Source organism: Ectothiorhodospira lacustris, from assembly GCF_022227845.1.
Lineage (GTDB): Bacteria > Pseudomonadota > Gammaproteobacteria > Ectothiorhodospirales > Ectothiorhodospiraceae > Ectothiorhodospira > Ectothiorhodospira lacustris.
Window position 1 is genome coordinate 49745 of record NZ_JAJNQN010000021.1, and the last position, 16938, is coordinate 66682.

Here is a 16938-nt window from a genome sequence, read left to right on the forward strand (position 1 = left end):
ACAGGGGGCTTGAGGCAGGAACACGTTATTGATCTCAGGTCACATCGAAGAACCGACTGGATTCCGCCGGACGGTTGGGATCGGGGAACATGTCCCGAACAATGCGTGATTCCAGACGTTCCTGCATCTCGGTCACGCCGGGCCGGCCGGTTTCATCGCCGGGTGCGGGACCGGTCGCTGCGGCAGCGGCATCACCTGCGGTGCTTGCGGGTGCTTGCCGGGCAGATTCGGGATCCGCCAGTTGGGCGGGATCGACACCAAAGCCGGCCGGGGCGGTTTCCGCCTCGCGGGCCGCCTGGAGCCGGGCCTGGGCCGCCAGTTCGCTACCGCCTTGCTGACGGGCAATGGCCTCCTCCTGGGAGCGTGCCGCGTCGGGTCGGCCTTGCTCGACCTCCTCGCTATTGAGCACGGCCCGATCGAATTCGGTAGGGGTCACCGTGCCGCCGCCACCCTCACGTTCCACAGGGGCGGGGATCACCGGGTTGGGAATCACCGGTTGGACGGGGTTCATGACTGGGGTCGTGACCATCATGGCTTGGACTCCTCGCCGTTAGGCCTTCACGTTGATAAGTGTGCCCAGCATCCGGTCTTCCGTCTGCAGGACCTTGACGGAGGCCTCCACCTGGGTGGCATGCTGAATCTGCTCGACCAGGGGTTCCATCAGACTGCGTTGCGCCGTGCCGTTCATCTGTCCGGCACCAGCGATCTCCGCCGCGTTTCCGCGCAGCCCCTGCATGCCGGTGTGGATCCCGGACAGCGCACTGTAGCTTGCGGTTGTGATGACCATTGGCTTGTTCTGGATTGAGGCTTACTACAAGTCTAGTTGAATGATGGGCGAATGTCTTCCCATCGGGCGGATTCTTCGCGCCGTCCGGCGGCCGCGCCCGCCCCCCGGTCAGGGGATGTTAATCTTGCCCATTCCACGGCGCTTCCCACTGTGACCACATCATGTTCAAAAAGATCCTGTTGACCCTATCCGTTGCCATCCCCTTTTTCGGGTTGGCCTTTCTGCTGACCGGCTCGCCGCCCCGGACCCATTACGATGATCTGCCCTGGGATGTGGAGGTCCATGCCGACGGGACCTCCAGCGTCTTCGGCATTCACCTGGAACAGACGCCGCTGTCGGACCTGCGGGAACGGTTCATGGCATTTCCCAGCCTGGCCCTGTTTCAGACCCGGGAGGATGGGAAGAGCCTGGAGGCCTATTTCGGGCCGGTGAAACTGGGGCCCTTCGAGGCCAATTTCCTGGCGGTACTGGTGGCGGATGAGGAGATCCTGTCAGGCTTTGCCGAGCGGGCGGTCCATGGCAAGGCCACCCCCAGCGGCGCACGCCGTCTGGAACTGTCGGAAAGCGACACCCGGGCCGCGCTGGCGCTGCCGGTGGCGGAGATCACCTATGTGCCAAGGGCCCGTTATGATGAGGAATCCGTGCTGGCCCGTTTTGGTGAGCCCTACCAGCGCCTGCCCATGGATGATGGTCGCCGCTACTGGCTGTATCCGGAGCAGGGGCTGGTGCTGATGTTCAATCGCCGGGGCCGGGATGTGTTGCACTACGTCGCACCGGCCCGTTTCGACGAGGCCCAGGGGCGCATCCTGGCCGGCGAGGGCCTGGATCGGCTGCAGCCATGACCGGGGCATTGCTCAAGCCCGGTTTCTGGGAAGGCCGGCCGCTGGCCGACCTGGACGATCATGAATGGGAAGCACTCTGTGACGGCTGCGGACGCTGCTGCCTGCACAAGCTGCAGGACGAGGATACCGACGAGATTTACTACACGGACGTGGCCTGCCGTCTGCTGGACCCCCAGAGCTGCCGCTGCAGCCGGTATGAGGATCGCCTGTCTCAGGTACCGGACTGTGTCCGGCTGACCCCGGCTGAAGTGACCCAGGTGGCGTGGCTGCCGCCTACCTGCGCCTATCGCCGCCTCCATGAGGGTAGGGGGCTGCCGTCGTGGCATCCTCTGCTTACCGGTGATCCGGAGAGCGTCCATCGGGCGGGCGTGTCCGTGCAAGGCCGCATCCTCTGCGAGCAGAGGATGCGGGATGACTGGCAGACCCGGATCGTCATCTGGCCCTGCCAAGACGGGCCGGGTTGACCGCTCCTTCTCAACCCGGAATCCTTGCAAACTGCCGGGGGCCGTGCCCCTCCTTGGTCTGTAGATAGGCCTTGAGGCGGGCGGCGAAATCCGGCACCACGGACGTCTTGACTGCATCCAGGGCATTGAGTCGGTCCGCCCAGGCCTGGATTCGGGGGAAGTCGGCCCCGTCGAGCAGAGGTATGGCCCGGTTCAGTAGGGTATAGCGCATGAACAGGGGGGCGTAGGCGGCATCCACCAGGGAGAAGGCCTCGCCGTTGAACCAGGGGCCTTCACCGAGGGCCGCTTCCAGGCGGCGCAGTCCGGCGATGGCGGCGGCCAGATGCTGTTCCAGGTCATGTTCCGTTTCAGCCATCATGAGCCGGTACTGGTCGATGATGGCCTGGCTGCCGAACTCGATCCAGGCCCGGTTCAGGGCCAGGGTCAGCGGGTCGGTGGGCTTGAGGCCGGGTGGGGTGATGTCATCGATGAATTCGTTGATGACGGCGGATTCGAACAGGACCGTCCGCTGGTCCACCTGCAGCACCGGGACCTTGCCGGTGGGGGAGAGGGCGAGAAACCATTCCGGCGGGTGTTCCAGGTCGATATAGTCGATCTCGTAGGGGGCCTGCTTGTAGCGCAGGGTGATGACGCTGCGCTGGACGAAGGGGCAGAGTTCGAAGCTGATGAGTCTCAAGTGCATGGAGAGGTGCGGGTCCCTGGTTTGGTAAGCTGTCCAGTGTATCAATCCACGCGGACCTGGTTCATGAGTGATGCATTGAGTGCTGTGCGAATCGATAAATGGCTCTGGGCCGCCCGTTTCTTCAAGACTCGCGCCCTGGCCGCCGAAGCGGTGAGCGGAGGACATGTCCATGTGAACGGGCAGCGGGTCAAGCCGGCCCGGACCGTCAAGGTGGGCGATCAGCTTCGCATCACGCGCAATGCCGAGGCCTGGGAGGTGGCGGTGCTGGGGCTGAACGACCGGCGCCGGCCCGCCACTGAGGCTCAGGCCCTGTACCGGGAGTCGGAAGAGAGCCGTATTCGACGTGCCGAGGAGGCCGAGGCACGGCGTTTGGCCCGGCTGGCCGTGCCCCATACGGAGCATCGCCCGGATCGCCGTGACCGGCGTCATATCCGCCGCTTCATCGGTAAGGAGTAGACCCGTGCCCAGACCCGTGACACCGCTCATCGCCGCTGACGTGATCATTCGTCTGAAGGATCAGGCCGATCGCATCGTGCTGATCGAGCGCCTGAATCCGCCCCATGGCTGGGCCTTGCCCGGCGGTTTCATGGATGTGGGGGAACCACTAGAGCAGGCCGCGGTCCGCGAGGCCCGGGAGGAAACCGGATTGGTGGTGCGACTGGAGGCCCTGCTGGGCTGCTATTCGGACCCTGGCCGGGATGAACGGGGGCATACGGTGAGTGCCGTCTATGCGGCGGTGGCCCGGGGGATGCCGGTGGCGGCGGATGATGCCAAGGCGGTCTGGGTCGTGGCCCCGGACCGGGTGGACCGGCCCCTGGCCTTCGATCATCGCCGGATACTGGATGACTATCTGGAATTCCGGCGCACGGGCCGGGTGGCTCCGCTAAGGTCGTTCTGAATGCATCATCCCTTGGCGTGAGCCATTCCCGCCTCTGAGTCTGTCATTATCCGTGCTGAGTCGGTCGTCAGTTTTTGAATCAGTCATTCCCGCGTACGCGGGAATCCACTCGCGGCTTGGGAACCCTGGACTCCCGCTTTCGCGGGAGTGACGGCCAGAGGGACTGTAGATGCAGTGAGGGAGTGATTCAGCGCTTCCCGCAGGGACTCATGGCAGTTCCCTCTCCCCCGATGGGAGAGAGGGGCGGAGGGGGGATTGATTAACCCCGTTCCTTGACCCACTTGCCGATGGCCGGCGGTACGGTCTTTTGTGCCTTGCCGCTCACATAGATGCCGATATGGCCGCCGGGGAAGGACAGTTCGGTGTAGTCCTTGGTGCCTACCTTTCCGGCCATGGCCTTGGAGGCATCCGGCGGTACCAGGTGATCCTGCTCGGCAAAGATGTTCAGCACCGGCATGGTCACATTGGCCAGGTCGATCTCGTGCTCGCCGATGTGCAGGCCACCGTTCATCAGCTTGTTCTGTTGGTAGAAGTCCTTGATGAACTGGCGATAGGTCTCGCCCGCCTGGTCCGGGCTGTCGAAGATCCACTTCTCCATGCGCAGGAAGTTATCCAGCTTGTCCTTGTCCTGCAGCACTTCCACCATGTCCAGATACTTCTGGCCCATGAGCTGGTAGGGCTTGAGGTTAAGGAAGGTCCAGTTGAGCAGTTCACCGGGGATATTGCCCATGGTGTCCACCAGGGTGTCCACATCCACATGCTTGACCCAGTGGGAGAGGATGTTGCCCGGGGTGTGGAAGTCCACCGGAGTCACCATGGTGATCAGGTTCTGCACCTTTTCCGGATGCATGGCGCTGTAGCACAGGCTGAAGGTGCCGCCCTGACAGATGCCCAGGAGGTTGATCTTGTCCAGCTTGTGGCGACGGCAGATCTCATCCACGCAGCGGTCCACGTACCCGTTGAGGTAATCATCCATGGTCAGGAAACGGTCGGCCCGGTCCGGGTAGCCCCAGTCGATCAGGTAGACGTCCATGCCGGCGTCCAGCAGACCCTTGACCGTGGAGCGGTCATCCTGCAGATCGGTCATGTAGGGGCGGTTCACCAGGGCGTAGACGATCAGCACCGGTACCGGATGCTGCACCACGGAGGCCGGTGCCTGGAAACGGTACAGGGTGAGCTTGTCTTCCTTGTAGACCGCTTCTTTGGGCGTCACGCCGGCAGGGATGTCGCCGGCGTCGGCCAGGTTCTGCAAGCCCTGGGTGAGCTTGTTCTGGAAGGTGGTCAGCTCGTCCATGACCTGATCGGGTCTGATCTGAATCGGAATCATTGGCCGTCTCTCCTTTTAGTCGCTCTGCTTGGCCTTGGTGGATGCGGTCTGGCGCTTGGTGGCCGTGCTACGCCCGCGGGTGCCGGTTGCGGCACTTTCTCCGCTTTCAGCGACCCCTTTGCTTTCAGCCTTGGCTTCAGCCTGCGCCGGCGTGGCATCGCCGTTCGCCTGTTCGGTCAGTTTGCGCACGGCGGTCTTGAGGGCCTGCATCTCACGACGGCTTTCCTGGAGGCGGCGGTGCAGGGTGTTGACCTCGCGGCGGGTGGGCATGTTCAGGCTTTCGGTAACCTCGTCCATGAGACGGGTGCCCTGGCGCTTTACTGCCATCAGGCTGTTGACCATCTCGCCGTAGATCTTGGCGTACTCCTCGGACATGACGAATTCGCCATAGACCTCTTCACAGACGTCCACCCACTCATCGTAGAGAGTACGCATGGAGGTAATGGGTTTGTCCTGACGGCCGGCATCGTCCAGTCGGGCCCGGAAACGGTCGATGGAGTCCATGCCTACCTTGTTGAAGGCGCCCTGGTAGTTCTGCATGGCCTGCTGGTAGTTGACCATCAGTTTGGCCAGATTCTGGTACTGCTCCTGGGATTCGCGGGTGTAGCCGACACCGGGTACGGACAGGAAGCGGTCCAGCTGTTCCTGGACCGCATCGCCATAGGGCGCGCGGGCCGGTGGCCGCAGGGCCTGCATGAAGTCGCCCGGCATGGGCATGAAGGAGGATGTGGCGCGGCTCCATGTGTCCAGGGGCATCTGCCAGAAGGCCTTGGCATCCTTGCTGGCACCAGGCATGTTGGTGAAACCCTGGAAGGCATTGCTCATCTGGTCCAGCCATTTGTTCACGGCTTCGGCGGCATTCTGCTGCCCGTTGTTGCCGCGATAGAGGTTCTCGGCCATGGAGAAATAGCCGCGACCCACGTTCATCATCTGTTCCAGGGCATCGTTGCCGGACAAGGGCATGCCGGTGGAGGCGGTCTTCCACCACTGGTCCAGTCCGTTCCCCCAGTTGGTGGTACCTTCGCTGCCACCCATGGACTTGCGGCTCATGTCCATCCAGGCAGACCAGTACTTGCGCTGGGCTTCCATCCAGTCTTCAGGGTTAAAGGGGTTTGAGTCAGCCATCAATCATCTCCTTTGGGTCCATTCTGGGCCAGGTGGTTATCATCCGGAGGGCTGTCGCGACCGGCCAATCGGAAACCCGGGCCCATGGGAGGTTTCCGGGCTTGGGTTGTCAGCACTTGGGACGATCCGACAGCGTACAGCATTATGAGGATAAGGTTAGCATAGAAGTTGTGCGGTGCAACATTTCCGCCGGGGTGGTGCGTCATGGTTGGTCATAGGCGCACCGCTTCTGGTATAAACAGCCGGAGTGATTCATTGATCCCCGAGACTGTCTCCCTTTTGGATCAAATATGCCAGGAAAGCAAGACCAAGTGCCCTGAAAGTGCGAGCCACCCCCGGTGCCGGGCATCATGATCCGGTCACGGGGCGGGCCACAGGCATACCATCTCAGAATACGCCCCTGATCAGGAGGATTTACATGGCTGAATCTATTGTCATCGTCGATGCGGCGCGCACCCCGGTCGGTACCTTCAACGGTTCCTTGTCCCAGATTCCGGCCTCGACCCTGGGGGCCATGGTCATCAAGGCCCTGCTGGCTCGCACCGGTCTGTCCTCTGAGCAGGTGGACGAGATCATCCTGGGGCAGGTGCTGCAGGCGGGCGTGGGCCAGAATCCCGCTCGTCAGGCCGCCGTGGAAGCCGGCATTCCCTATTCCTCTCCGGCCATGACCATCAACAAGGTCTGCGGTAGTGGCCTCAAGGCGGTTCATCTGGCCTGGCAGTCGGTCCTGTGTGGTGATTCCAATGTGGTGATCGCCGGTGGCCAGGAGAACATGAGCGCCTCTCCCCATGTGCTGCCCGGTTCCCGTCAGGGCGCCAAGATGGGCGACTGGAAGATGGTGGACACCATGATCAAGGATGGCCTGTGGTGTGCCTTCAATGACTATCACATGGGCACCACCGCTGAAAACATCGCTGGCGAGTTCAGGATCAGCCGGGAGGAGCAGGATGCTTTTGCCGCCCAGTCCCAGCAGCGGGCCGAAGCCGCCCAGAAGGCGGGCTATTTCAAGGATGAGATCGTGCCGGTGGAGGTCCCTCAGAAGAGGGGGGAAGTGAAGGTCTTTGACACGGACGAATTTCCCCGTCACGGCACCACGGCAGAGGGTCTGGGTAAGTTGAGGCCGGCGTTCAGTCGAGACGGTTCGGTGACCGCGGGCAATGCCTCCGGCATTAATGATGGTGCCGCTGCCGTGATGGTCATGCGTGAATCCATGGCCAGTGAGCTGGGTCTCAACCCGCTGGCCCGTATCGTCTCCTTCGCCGCTGCGGGCGTGGACCCGGCGATCATGGGTACTGGTCCCATCCCCGCCACCATCAAGTGCCTGGAAAAGGCCGGCTGGCGTCCTGCCGATCTGGATATGGTGGAGGCCAACGAGGCTTTTGCCGCCCAGGCCATCGCCGTCAACCAGCAGCTGGGCTGGGATCTGTCCAAGGTGAACGTGAGCGGCGGTGCCATCGCCATCGGTCACCCCATCGGCGCCTCCGGTGCCCGGGTGCTGGTGACGTTGCTGCACGGCATGAAGCGTACCGGTGCCCGACGTGGTCTGGCCACCCTGTGCATCGGTGGTGGTCAGGGTGTGGCTTTGGCAGTGGAAGCGGTCTGACAGGGGCGAGGCCCCGGCCGGGTCCGGCGGACTTGTCGTCGGGTCCGGTCTCCTGCATGCAGTCCATGTGAAAGATTGATGGGAGAAGCGGGTGAATGAACCGCGGATAGTGAAGAAATACCCCAATCGCCGCCTCTACGATACCGAGGAGAGCCGGTATGTGACGCTGGCCGATGTGCAGCAGCTGGTGCGCCGCGGGATCGATGTGAAGGTGGTGGACAGCCAGTCGGGGAAGGATATCACCCGGGGTATCCTGATTCAGATCATCACCGAGCAGGAGACGGCCGGAGAGCCGCTCTTCACCACGGAGATGTTGGTGCGTTTCATCCGTTTCTACGATGAGGCGGTCCACGAGGCCTTTTCCGGCTACCTGGACCAGAGTTTGCGGTTTTTTGCCGATCAGCAGCGGGATTTCAATGACCGCATGCGCGGTGTGCTGGGTGGGCGGGCTACCTGGGACATTACGGAGATGACCCGTCGCAACCTGGAGTTCTGGAAGGGCATGCAGGATCAATTCTTCAAGGCCGCAGTATTCCCGGGCTCAGGCCATGAGGCCAAGCAAGATCCGGCCGAGCCGCTGGGTGAGAAGCCGCCGAAGGATGCAGCCGCAGATGCCGCGGACGCAGAGCAGGGGGTGGGTAAAAAGCGGAAATGACCCGGCAGATCTAGAGGCCGACGGTGACGGCAGACGGGCCTGTGTCGCAAAATCGGCACGTCGCCTTGACGCCGTTTTCGGATGGGGTTATATGTTGCGCCGCAGCATGAGCAGCGGCAAGGCTGGATGCTGTGTCCATGCACCCCAAACACCGGAGAGCGCACCATGAACGACATGATCGAGCTGTTCAATAAGGCCAACCAGAGCGGCTTTGAAACCTTCCGCAAGCTGAGTGACATCAACCGACAGGCCTTTCAGAAGCTGTTGGAGCAGCAGCTGGACTTGACCACGGGCCTGGTGGATGTGAGCATGAAACACCTTGATCAGGCGGGCAAGGCCAAGGGGTATCAGGAGCTTTTGACCCTGCAGACGGACCTGCTGCGTGATTGCAGCCGGAAGATGGTTGTCAGTTACAAGAATGGTCATGAGATCCTGGACGACGCCCGCAATTCCATGACCCAGTTGATGGATGACTCCGTCAAAGCGGCGGAAGAAACCGTCAGGCACGTGAGCACTGTCGCCAAGAAGGCTGCCTGATTTCCTTTTTCGCAGCCCTCAAGGCCAGTCAAGAAACAAGGAGTCCGAAGAGTGACCAAGCGAGTAGCGTTAGTGACCGGCGGTACCGGCGGTATCGGCACCGAGATCTGCAAGAAGCTGGCCCGTCAGGGGCATGTGGTCGTGGCCAATTACCTGCCCGCGCTGCAGGCCGAGGCCGAGGCCTGGCAGCAGCAGATGAAGGCGGAAGGTCTGGACATGCACATCGCCGCCGGTGATGTGTCTTCGTTCCAGTCCTGTGCCGACATGATCCAGGACATTGAGTCCCGTCTGGGACCCATCGACATTCTGGTCAACTGTGCCGGCATCACCAAGGACAAGACGCTGCGCAAGATGACCGAAGACCAGTGGCGTGATGTCATCAACATCAACCTGAACAGCGTGTTCAACGTCACCCGCCATGTGGTGGAGGGCATGACCTCCCGCGGTTTCGGCCGTGTCGTCAATATCTCTTCCGTCAACGGCCAGAAGGGTCAGTTCGGTCAGGCCAACTATTCCGCCGCCAAGGCCGGCATGCACGGCTTCACCATGGCGGTGGCCCAGGAGACGGCCGCCAAGGGCGTCACCGTCAACACGGTGTCTCCCGGCTACACGGCGACGGCCATGACCGATGCCATGCCCGAAGATGTGCGCAATGCCATCGTTGCCCAGATTCCAGCCGGGCGCATGGGCACCACGGCCGACATCGCCTTCACCGTGGCCATGCTCTGCGACGAAGAGGCGGGCTACATCACCGGTGCCAACATCCCGGTCAACGGTGGTCTGTTCACCTCCTTCTGAGGCCGTTGTTCGCCCCATCGGCTGAGACTCGCGTCTCGTACGGGCCCCGTTTTCGGGGCCCGTTTTCTGTGGTCGGCGTCTTTTCTGAAGCGTGATGGATGTCACAAAAAATTGAAAGTGATGTGGTAAAAATGCATCCTCAACGCTTGATTTGATGATATTTATTCGCACCCGCTTTTATCTGATGCTATTCTCCCCCGTGTTTTGGGGTTAAGCGGAAAGACCCGTGCAGGGGATTTCCGCCCTGTCCGGCGGGCGTTGGGAAATCGCCCGCAAAGGGGAGTCGGCGCCGCCGATGTCTCCAGCGCTTTGACCGTCCGGGTCTTGCCGGCGTGACCGGAAAAGGCCCCGCGCCCGATGACATGCGTGCCGTCAGAAGTCGGCGGGACAAGGGCAAGGCATTGTGAGCAAATTACGGGGGCATCTATGCCGTTTTCAAAACCAAGTTTTTCGATGGTGATGGGAATCCTTGCTGTTTTCCTGATCATCATTGCCTTATATCCCAAGATCCTGTCCGGATTCGGTGGCAATGGCTCGTCTTCATCCGTAGCCCTCATCCAGACCCTGGATATCCCTGCCGGCCCGTCGGGCGCGGGACATGCCGTCCCCGTGACGGCCGCCGAGCCCAAGGAGCGGCGCCGGATCGCGGTGGCCTCGGCTGCCGAGGCGGGGCAGGGTGAGTTGCATCGGACCTCCTTCATGACTCAGGAGCGGCTGAACCCTGCAACGGGACCGGATGAAAATCCAACCTCCTATGAGTCCTTCAGCCTGGGTGACGAGGAAGAGGTGTCCAAGGCTTCCGAGTGGTTCGAGTACACCATCGCCCGTGGTGATCGCCTGTCTTCCCTCTGGGTGGGTGACTGGGGGCTGCCCATGGCCACCTTGTACCGCTTGTTGGGCGATGCCGAAAATGCCCGCGTGCTGAACCGTCTGCGAGTGGGTCAGCAGGTGGAGTGGCAGACCGATGATGAGGGGTATCTGACCCGCCTGCGCATCTGGACCGACCGTGGCAAGGGCGTGGAATGGGAGCGTGCCGCGGAAGGCTGGGACTTTGAGCGCCGTGAGGTGGAGAGTGGCCGCGAGATTACTCATATGGTGATTACGGCGCGGGTCGAGGGCAGTATTTCCGCCGCGCTTGCCGGTCGGGAGGAACTCTCCGGCCGGGCCGCCGCCGCCCTGGCGGTGTTGCTCGATCGCCATCTGCCGGTGCGTATGCATGCCCGTAGCGGGGATGTCTTCTCCCTGCTGGTGGAGCAGGAGACCCTGGCCGGTGATAACGAACCCATCGAACTGAGACTGTTGGCCTTTGATTATCAGGGGGCTCAGTTGAACATCAGTGCCGCGCGCCATGTGGATGGGCGTTTCTACACCCCTGAAGGTCACAGTTTGTTACCGCCCTTTGACCGGCGTCCCTTTGCCGGCAACTACCGGATCAGTTCTCCCTTTGATCTGCGGCGCCGCCATCCGGTGACCGGTACCGTCGCCCCGCATCATGGTACGGATTTCGCCATGCCCATTGGTACGCCGATTCAGGCGCCTGCCGACGGGCGTGTAGTGAGGGTGGATTCGCACCCCTATGCCGGCCGCTTCCTGGTGATCGAGCATGGCCAGGGCTATACCACCCGCTATCTCCACCTGAGCCGCCCTCTGGTGCGTCCCGGTGAGACGGTGGCGCGTGGGCAGCGCATTGCCTTGTCCGGCAATACCGGACGCAGCACCGGCCCCCATCTGCACTATGAGTTGCATGTGAGTGGTCGTCCGGTCGATGCTATGCGGGCCGAACTGCCCCGCAGTGAGCGTCTGGCCGGTGAAGACCTCAAGCGCTTCCAGAAGGTGAGCAGTACGTTACTGGCGGAAGTGAAGGGACCTCGACAGTCCCGTCAGGTGGCGATGCTGCCGTATTCCGAAATGGCCATGTAACCCGTGGCGCGAAGCTGCCGGGCGGGGAGATCCCGTCCATGGGTACCGGCTTTATTGGGTAAGGTCCTCATGTCAATACGAAGCTGCTATGATAGCGCCCACAATAAGCAGCATAAGACATGTGTGTCCAACGAACTTCACCCAATCCAGCCTGAATTCGGTGCCGGTGCTTATCGCATCTATGCCCGTGCAGAGCACGGCATTTCCCGCGCCAATATCAGCGAGAACGCCCTCAAGGTCCTTTACCGTCTGAAGGATGCCGGTTTTCGTGCCTGCCTGGTGGGTGGCGGGGTACGGGATCTGCTGTTGGGTCGTGAACCCAAGGACTTCGACGTGGCTACGGATGCCCATCCGGAGGAGGTCAGGCGTCTGTTCCGCAATTGTCGCCTCATTGGTCGGCGCTTCCGTCTGGCCCATGTGTTTTACGGGTCCGAGATCATCGAAGTCGCCACCTTTCGTGCACCCCATGACAGCTTTGTTGATGACGGTGATGCCGACGGCGTTGCCGAGGCCCTGATCGAGGATGGCCGCATCATCCGGGACAATGTCTACGGCACTATCGAACAGGATGCCTGGCGCCGGGATTTTTCCATCAATGCCCTTTATTACGATATCCGGGATTTTTCGGTGGTGGATTACACCGGCGGGATGGATGATCTCAAGCAGGGGGTAGTGCGGCTGATCGGTGATCCCGAGGTGCGCTATCGGGAAGACCCGGTGCGCATGTTGCGTGCCGTGCGATTTGCCACCAAACTGGGTTTTCGTCTGGATGAAGCGACGGAATCCTGTCTTTCCCGTCTGGGAGATCTGCTGCTGGACGTGCCGCCGGCGCGTCTGTTCGATGAGGTCATCAAGCTCTTCCATGCCGGTTGCGGTCTGCAGACCTTCGAGGCATTGCGGCACCATGACCTCTTCGGTCGCATGTTCCCGCTGACGGAAGAAGCCCTTTCCCACGAGGAGGAGGGCTTTCCCATCACCTTCGTGGCCAACGCTCTGCGCAATACCGATGAGCGCATTCAGTCCGGCAAGGGTGTCAATCCGGCGTTTCTCTATGCAGTTCTGCTATGGGAGCCGGTACGTCATGCCGCCCGGCGTTTCATGGATGAGGGCGAAGCCGAGTTGCCTGCCCTACAGCATGCCGGCGGGATGGTACTGTCCCGGCAGGCCCGACACATCCTGATCCCCAAGCGCTTCGCCCTGCCCATGCGGGAGATCTGGGAACTGCAACCCCGTTTTGAGCAACGTCGCGGCGCCCGTGCCCTGCGCCTGCTGACCCATCCCCGGTTCCGGGCTGCCTACGATTTTTACTGCCTGCGTGCCCGCTCCGGCGAGGCGCTCACGGAAGGCTGCGAGTGGTGGACCCGCCTGCAGGAGGTGGATGAAGCGGAGCAGCGCTCCATGGTGGAGGTGTCCGGCAAGAAACCCCGTTCCCGCCGTCGGCGCCGCAGCAAGTCATCCGGCAACGCCTGACGTCATGACACCCGTACTGGCCTATATTGGTATCGGCGCCAATCTGGAGACGCCGCGGGTCCGGGTTCTTGAAGCTCTGGAGGCCTTGGCGGGCTTGCCGCATACCCGCCTGCTACGTCAGTCTTCACTCTACCGCAGCCCGCCCATGGGGCCGGTGGATCAGCCGGACTACATCAACGCGGTGGCCGAACTGGAAACCCGCCTGGCTCCGGCGGCCCTGCTGCAGGCCTTGCTGGAACTGGAGCGCCGACATGGCCGTGTCCGTGACGGTGAGCGCTGGGGGCCGCGGACCCTGGATCTGGACATCCTGCTCTACGGTGACCGAATCATCGATGAGCCTCATCTGACGGTGCCTCATTCCGGGATGCAGGCGCGGGCCTTTGTCCTGTATCCTTTGGCGGAGATTGCGCCTGACCTTTGGATCCCCGATCTGGGGGCGCTGGAGGGCCTGTTGGCCCGATGCCCCCGGAACGGTCTGGAAAGACTGGTGGAAGAGTCTGGATGACAGAAGCAGAACCGACTTATATTGCCGTTGAGGGTCCCATCGGGGTGGGCAAGACCAGCCTGGCCCAGCGCCTGGCTGAGACCCTCAATGCGGATCTGGTGCTGGAGTCTCCCGAGGAAAACCCCTTTCTGGAGCGCTTTTACCAGGATCCTCGCGGTACCGCATTGCCTACCCAGCTCTGCTTTCTCATGCAGCGCCTGGCGCTGTTGCGCAGCATGGCCCGGCAGGATGCCGGCCATCACCCGGTCCGGGTGGTGGACTTCGTGCTGGCCAAGGATGACCTGTTTGCTCAGGTGGCCCTGGATGCGGACGAATACCGGCTTTATCAGCAGATTCGCAACGAGCTGGACAGAAATGTCCCCAGGCCGGATCTGGTGATCTACCTGCAGGCGCCTGTCGAAGTCTTGCGGGAGCGCATTGCATTGCGGGGGCGTAGCTTCGAACGCATGATGGACAGCGTCTATCTGCAGCGCCTGAGTGATACCTATGCCAGTTTCTTCTATCATTATGCGGAGGCCCCGCTGCTGATCGTCAATGCCGGTGAGATCGATTGGGTCAAACGGGACGAGGATTTTCAGCAGTTGCTGGCGTTCATGCGCACGGTGCGTGCGGGGCGTCACTATTTCAACCCGCTGCCATCCGCCATCTGAACGGCGGCGGCCGTCGGCGCAGTCCCCCATCTTCATTCTGATAACCGCGGATATAGCGTGAGCGTACACTCCCAGACAAAGCGGCTGACCCTGCGGGACCTGCAGGGCCTGTGTGAGAGGCAGGAACCCATTGCCAGTCTCACCGCCTATGATGCCACTCAGGCCCGTCTGATGGACGAGGCCGGTGTGGACCTGGTGCTGGTGGGAGATTCTCTGGGTATGGTAGTGCTGGGCCATGAAACCACGGTGCCGGTGACGGTGGATGACGTGATCTATCACACCCGGGCCGTTGCCCGTGGTCTGCGCCGTGCCTTGCTGATGGCCGACATGCCGTTCATGAGCTACGGGTCGGTGGATCAGGCCCTGCACAACGCCGCCCGCCTCATGCAGGAGGGCGGGGCGCAGATGGTCAAGCTGGAGGGGGATGCCCAGCAGGTGGCGGTGGTTACCGCCATGTCCCATCACGGCATCCCTGTCTGTGCCCACCTGGGGTTGCGGCCCCAGTCCGTCCACAAGCTGGGCGGATACCGGGTCCAAGGGCGGGAGGCGGCGGCGGCCCAGCGCATGATCAAGGATGCCATGGCCCTGCAGGAGGCCGGTGCCGACATGCTGCTGCTGGAGTGCGTGCCGTCCACCCTGGCGGCGGAGATCCGTGCCATGGCCCGGATTCCCGTCATCGGCATCGGTGCTGGTATTCAGTGTGACGGGCAGATCCTGGTGGTGCAGGACATCCTGGGCATGACCGCTCATGCACCCCGTTTTGCCAGGAACTTTCTCACCGGCCGGCCCGGCGTGCAGGCCGCCTTGGCGGCCTACGTGCAGGCGGTCAAATCGGGGGCATTCCCCGCTGCGGAACACACCTTTCTTTCCTGATCATGGATATCGTACATCACGTAACGGACCTGCGAGGCATACGACGGGCCTGGCAGGCGGAGGGCTGCATGGTTGCCCTGGTACCCACCATGGGCAATCTTCACGAAGGCCACCTGAGTCTGGTACGTCATGCCCGAACGCTGGCGGACCGGGTGGTGGTGAGCATCTTCGTTAATCCTCTGCAATTCGACCGGGCGGAAGATCTGGCGGCCTATCCCCGCACCCTGGCGCAGGACTGCCGCCTGCTGGCCGATGAGGCCGCGGATCTTGTCTTTGCTCCGCCCGAAAACGAACTGTATCCGGCGGGGCGGGGGCAGGTGACCCGGGTGGAAGTGCCCGGACTGTCCGCCTTGCTGGAGGGCGCCCATCGGCCAGGCCACTTTGCCGGCGTGGCCACCGTGGTCTGCAAACTGTTCAATCTGGTGCAGCCGGATGTGGCCGTGTTCGGCGAGAAGGATTTTCAGCAGCTGTTGCTGATCCGACGCATGGTTGCCGATCTGGATATCCCGGTGCGTATTGAGGGACTGGCTACGGTCCGGGAAACCGACGGTCTGGCCATGAGTTCGCGCAATGCCTATCTGGGGGCCGGTGAGCGCCCTCAGGCGCCGGCCATCCATCAGGCCCTGTCGGAACTGGCCGCGCGACTGCAGGCGGGTGAGCGTGATTATGCCGCACTGGAGCGGGAGGCAGAGAAAATACTTGAAAAACGGGGCCTGCGGTCCGATTATGTTGCAGTGCGGCGAAGGCGGGATCTGTCGTTGCCACAGCCGGGAGACACTCAGCTGGTGATTCTGGCGGCCGCCTGGCTGGGCCGGGCGAGGCTCATTGACAATCTGTGTCTGGATCTTCCCTCATCGGCTGGATGAGCGGAGTCCTGTATGGTAACGACCGGCATCGGTCGTACTTCTTTTAGTGTGCAGGGATGATAATGACAGCCCCTCGGGGACTCGAAGGGGCGTAATGCCTGGAGGATGTTTGAAACCATGTTCTTGACTCTGCTCAAATGCAAGCTCCACAGGGCGGCGGTGACCCACGCCGAGCTGGACTATGAAGGCTCCTGTGCCATTGACTCGGATCTCCTGGAACTGGCGGGTATTCGCCCCTATGAGCAGATCCAGATCTACAACGTGACCAATGGGGAACGTTTCACCACCTATGCCATCCGGGCTGAAGCGGGCAGTCGGGTGATCTCGGTTAATGGCGCCGCGGCCCACAAGGCCAGCCCGGGGGATCGGGTGATCATCTGTGCCTATGCTCAGATGACGGCGGCCGAGGCGGACCTGTTCAAGCCTTCCCTGGTCTATCTGAACGAACACAACCACGTCACCGGCACCGGTGACGAGATTGCTACCCAGGCTGCCTGAGCCGTTCTTACTGCGTCTCCATCAGCCCCCAACCAAGGGGGCCGTCAGTTGTCCCTGCGAGCGGATATCCTTAGGCAATCCAGATGCCAGTGACATTCCATGCGCTCACAGCCCCCTGTTTCGGCATTGCCGAAACAGGGGGAATAGCCTTCCGTGATCTGAATCGTGCGTATCAGTTCCCCCTTGGGAAGGGCCCCGGGGTCGATGCCTTTGCTGATGGCGATGTAGCGAACAGTGGCCAGATTCATGGCCGATCACCTCCGCGTGTCGTGCGGCAAACAGGGTTCCGGACAAGCCGGGTCAGTCCGTCAAGGCGCTGACCGCCATGCCTGAAAGTCTGCGGAACGTATGGCGTATGCAGACCAGGACCCAAGGAGTATGGTCGCTCGCGCACGATTTTTCCCGTTCATGCCCACCGCCGACACTACCGGCTACGCC

Annotated in this window: 20 protein-coding genes and 1 pseudogene; 15 read left to right on the plus strand and 6 right to left on the minus strand. The window is 62.1% G+C overall.

Translation table 11 applies throughout. From position 1 onward, the window contains the following. Positions 1 to 34: 34 nt before the first annotated feature. Together LQ956_RS13730 and LQ956_RS13735 are read right to left on the minus strand one after the other, a co-directional pair. Complete coding sequence (locus LQ956_RS13730; protein ID WP_238620680.1) at positions 35 to 532, minus strand: hypothetical protein; 498 nt, start codon at positions 530 to 532, stop codon at positions 35 to 37. 18 nt (positions 533 to 550) lie between these two features. Next, a complete protein-coding gene (locus LQ956_RS13735) occupies positions 551 to 787 on the minus strand; it encodes a flagellar basal body rod C-terminal domain-containing protein (RefSeq protein ID WP_238620679.1) in 237 nt (78 codons plus the stop codon). Positions 788 to 948: 161 nt separating this feature from the next. Here LQ956_RS13735 and LQ956_RS13740 point away from each other — a divergent pair, with 161 nt between their 5' ends. Next, positions 949 to 1629 carry a hypothetical protein gene (locus LQ956_RS13740; protein ID WP_238620678.1) on the plus strand — a complete coding sequence of 227 codons (681 nt, stop codon included), beginning with the start codon at positions 949 to 951 and terminating at the stop codon, positions 1627 to 1629. Positions 1630 to 1637: 8 nt separating this feature from the next. Further along, the gene (locus LQ956_RS13745) at positions 1638 to 2093 is read left to right on the plus strand and encodes a YcgN family cysteine cluster protein (protein WP_430733429.1); all 456 of its coding nucleotides are present in this window, start codon (positions 1638 to 1640) and stop codon (positions 2091 to 2093) included. Positions 2094 to 2103: 10 nt separating this feature from the next. On the opposite strand, the gene LQ956_RS13750 is transcribed toward LQ956_RS13745, so the two are convergent. Further along, complete coding sequence (locus tag LQ956_RS13750; protein ID WP_238630188.1) at positions 2104 to 2775, minus strand: glutathione S-transferase family protein; 672 nt, start codon at positions 2773 to 2775, stop codon at positions 2104 to 2106. 63 nt (positions 2776 to 2838) lie between these two features. Between LQ956_RS13750 and LQ956_RS13755 the strand changes: the two genes are divergently transcribed. Both LQ956_RS13755 and LQ956_RS13760 read left to right on the plus strand, forming a co-directional pair. Then, a complete protein-coding gene (locus LQ956_RS13755) occupies positions 2839 to 3231 on the plus strand; it encodes an RNA-binding S4 domain-containing protein (protein ID WP_238621588.1) in 393 nt (130 codons plus the stop codon). Positions 3232 to 3235: 4 nt separating this feature from the next. Further along, the gene (locus LQ956_RS13760) at positions 3236 to 3673 is read left to right on the plus strand and encodes an NUDIX domain-containing protein (protein WP_238621585.1); all 438 of its coding nucleotides are present in this window, start codon (positions 3236 to 3238) and stop codon (positions 3671 to 3673) included. A 259-nt stretch (positions 3674 to 3932) separates the two neighbouring features. Here LQ956_RS13760 and LQ956_RS13765 read toward each other — a convergent pair whose 3' ends face one another. Then, positions 3933 to 5000 (minus strand): class III poly(R)-hydroxyalkanoic acid synthase subunit PhaC, encoded by a 1068-nt coding sequence (locus LQ956_RS13765; RefSeq protein WP_238621584.1) that lies wholly within the window; start codon positions 4998 to 5000, stop codon positions 3933 to 3935. Between the two features lie 15 nt (positions 5001 to 5015). Next, complete coding sequence (gene phaE, locus LQ956_RS13770) at positions 5016 to 6125, minus strand: class III poly(R)-hydroxyalkanoic acid synthase subunit PhaE (RefSeq protein ID WP_238630189.1); 1110 nt, start codon at positions 6123 to 6125, stop codon at positions 5016 to 5018. Between the two features lie 418 nt (positions 6126 to 6543). On the opposite strand from phaE, the gene LQ956_RS13775 reads away from it, so the two are divergent. The 11 genes and pseudogenes from LQ956_RS13775 (at position 6544) to panD (ending at position 16500) form a co-directional block, all read left to right on the plus strand. Further along, positions 6544 to 7728 (plus strand): acetyl-CoA C-acetyltransferase, encoded by a 1185-nt coding sequence (locus LQ956_RS13775; protein WP_238630190.1) that lies wholly within the window; start codon positions 6544 to 6546, stop codon positions 7726 to 7728. A gap of 109 nt (positions 7729 to 7837) precedes the next feature. Next, a pseudogene (gene phaR / locus LQ956_RS15140) lies at positions 7838 to 8137 on the plus strand (polyhydroxyalkanoate synthesis repressor PhaR); the annotation flags it as partial. A gap of 411 nt (positions 8138 to 8548) precedes the next feature. Continuing rightward, the gene (locus LQ956_RS13785; protein WP_238621580.1) at positions 8549 to 8920 is read left to right on the plus strand and encodes a phasin family protein; all 372 of its coding nucleotides are present in this window, start codon (positions 8549 to 8551) and stop codon (positions 8918 to 8920) included. 51 nt (positions 8921 to 8971) lie between these two features. Then, positions 8972 to 9718, plus strand: a complete 747-nt coding sequence (gene phbB / locus LQ956_RS13790) for an acetoacetyl-CoA reductase (RefSeq protein WP_238621579.1) — start codon at positions 8972 to 8974, stop codon at positions 9716 to 9718. 453 nt (positions 9719 to 10171) lie between these two features. Then, positions 10172 to 11638, plus strand: coding sequence for a peptidoglycan DD-metalloendopeptidase family protein (locus tag LQ956_RS13795; protein ID WP_238621578.1), 1467 nt, complete (start codon positions 10172 to 10174; stop codon positions 11636 to 11638). Between the two features lie 123 nt (positions 11639 to 11761). Further along, complete coding sequence (gene pcnB / locus LQ956_RS13800) at positions 11762 to 13108, plus strand: polynucleotide adenylyltransferase PcnB (RefSeq protein WP_238621577.1); 1347 nt, start codon at positions 11762 to 11764, stop codon at positions 13106 to 13108. A 4-nt stretch (positions 13109 to 13112) separates the two neighbouring features. After that, positions 13113 to 13613, plus strand: coding sequence for a 2-amino-4-hydroxy-6-hydroxymethyldihydropteridine diphosphokinase (gene folK / locus LQ956_RS13805; protein ID WP_238621576.1), 501 nt, complete (start codon positions 13113 to 13115; stop codon positions 13611 to 13613). Next, positions 13610 to 14263 carry a deoxynucleoside kinase gene (locus LQ956_RS13810; protein ID WP_238621575.1) on the plus strand — a complete coding sequence of 218 codons (654 nt, stop codon included), beginning with the start codon at positions 13610 to 13612 and terminating at the stop codon, positions 14261 to 14263. The genes folK and LQ956_RS13810 overlap by 4 nt, the downstream gene beginning before the upstream one ends. A 57-nt stretch (positions 14264 to 14320) precedes the next feature. After that, positions 14321 to 15136 carry a 3-methyl-2-oxobutanoate hydroxymethyltransferase gene (gene panB / locus LQ956_RS13815; RefSeq protein ID WP_238630192.1) on the plus strand — a complete coding sequence of 272 codons (816 nt, stop codon included), beginning with the start codon at positions 14321 to 14323 and terminating at the stop codon, positions 15134 to 15136. A 2-nt stretch (positions 15137 to 15138) separates the two neighbouring features. Continuing rightward, positions 15139 to 16002 (plus strand): pantoate--beta-alanine ligase, encoded by an 864-nt coding sequence (gene panC, locus LQ956_RS13820; protein ID WP_238621573.1) that lies wholly within the window; start codon positions 15139 to 15141, stop codon positions 16000 to 16002. Positions 16003 to 16119: 117 nt separating this feature from the next. Beyond that, on the plus strand, positions 16120 to 16500 hold the full coding sequence (gene panD / locus LQ956_RS13825) for an aspartate 1-decarboxylase (RefSeq protein WP_008930669.1): 381 nt from the start codon (positions 16120 to 16122) through the stop codon (positions 16498 to 16500). Positions 16501 to 16544: 44 nt separating this feature from the next. Here the strand turns inward: panD and LQ956_RS13830 are convergent, their stop codons facing one another. After that, entirely contained in the window at positions 16545 to 16748 is a 204-nt protein-coding gene (locus LQ956_RS13830; RefSeq protein WP_238621572.1) for an SAP domain-containing protein, read from the minus strand. Positions 16749 to 16938 lie beyond the last annotated feature (190 nt).

What these genes read in the sequence shown, in the direction of transcription:
- LQ956_RS13755 (WP_238621588.1), top strand. Translation starts at nt 2,839, where the DNA reads ATGAGTGATGCATTGAGTGCTGTGCGAATCGATAAATGGCTCTGGGCC.
- LQ956_RS13795 (WP_238621578.1), top strand. Translation starts at nt 10,172, where the DNA reads ATGGTGATGGGAATCCTTGCTGTTTTCCTGATCATCATTGCCTTATAT.
- LQ956_RS13775 (WP_238630190.1), top strand. Translation starts at nt 6,544, where the DNA reads ATGGCTGAATCTATTGTCATCGTCGATGCGGCGCGCACCCCGGTCGGT.
- LQ956_RS13810 (WP_238621575.1), top strand. Translation starts at nt 13,610, where the DNA reads ATGACAGAAGCAGAACCGACTTATATTGCCGTTGAGGGTCCCATCGGG.
- panC (WP_238621573.1), top strand. Translation starts at nt 15,139, where the DNA reads ATGGATATCGTACATCACGTAACGGACCTGCGAGGCATACGACGGGCC.
- LQ956_RS13785 (WP_238621580.1), top strand. Translation starts at nt 8,549, where the DNA reads ATGAACGACATGATCGAGCTGTTCAATAAGGCCAACCAGAGCGGCTTT.
- LQ956_RS13730 (WP_238620680.1), bottom strand. Translation starts at nt 532, where the DNA reads ATGATGGTCACGACCCCAGTCATGAACCCCGTCCAACCGGTGATTCCC.
- LQ956_RS13765 (WP_238621584.1), bottom strand. Translation starts at nt 5,000, where the DNA reads ATGATTCCGATTCAGATCAGACCCGATCAGGTCATGGACGAGCTGACC.
- LQ956_RS13735 (WP_238620679.1), bottom strand. Translation starts at nt 787, where the DNA reads ATGGTCATCACAACCGCAAGCTACAGTGCGCTGTCCGGGATCCACACC.
- LQ956_RS13740 (WP_238620678.1), top strand. Translation starts at nt 949, where the DNA reads ATGTTCAAAAAGATCCTGTTGACCCTATCCGTTGCCATCCCCTTTTTC.
- panD (WP_008930669.1), top strand. Translation starts at nt 16,120, where the DNA reads ATGTTCTTGACTCTGCTCAAATGCAAGCTCCACAGGGCGGCGGTGACC.
- phaE (WP_238630189.1), bottom strand. Translation starts at nt 6,125, where the DNA reads ATGGCTGACTCAAACCCCTTTAACCCTGAAGACTGGATGGAAGCCCAG.
- LQ956_RS13830 (WP_238621572.1), bottom strand. Translation starts at nt 16,748, where the DNA reads ATGAATCTGGCCACTGTTCGCTACATCGCCATCAGCAAAGGCATCGAC.
- folK (WP_238621576.1), top strand. Translation starts at nt 13,113, where the DNA reads ATGACACCCGTACTGGCCTATATTGGTATCGGCGCCAATCTGGAGACG.
- LQ956_RS13750 (WP_238630188.1), bottom strand. Translation starts at nt 2,775, where the DNA reads ATGCACTTGAGACTCATCAGCTTCGAACTCTGCCCCTTCGTCCAGCGC.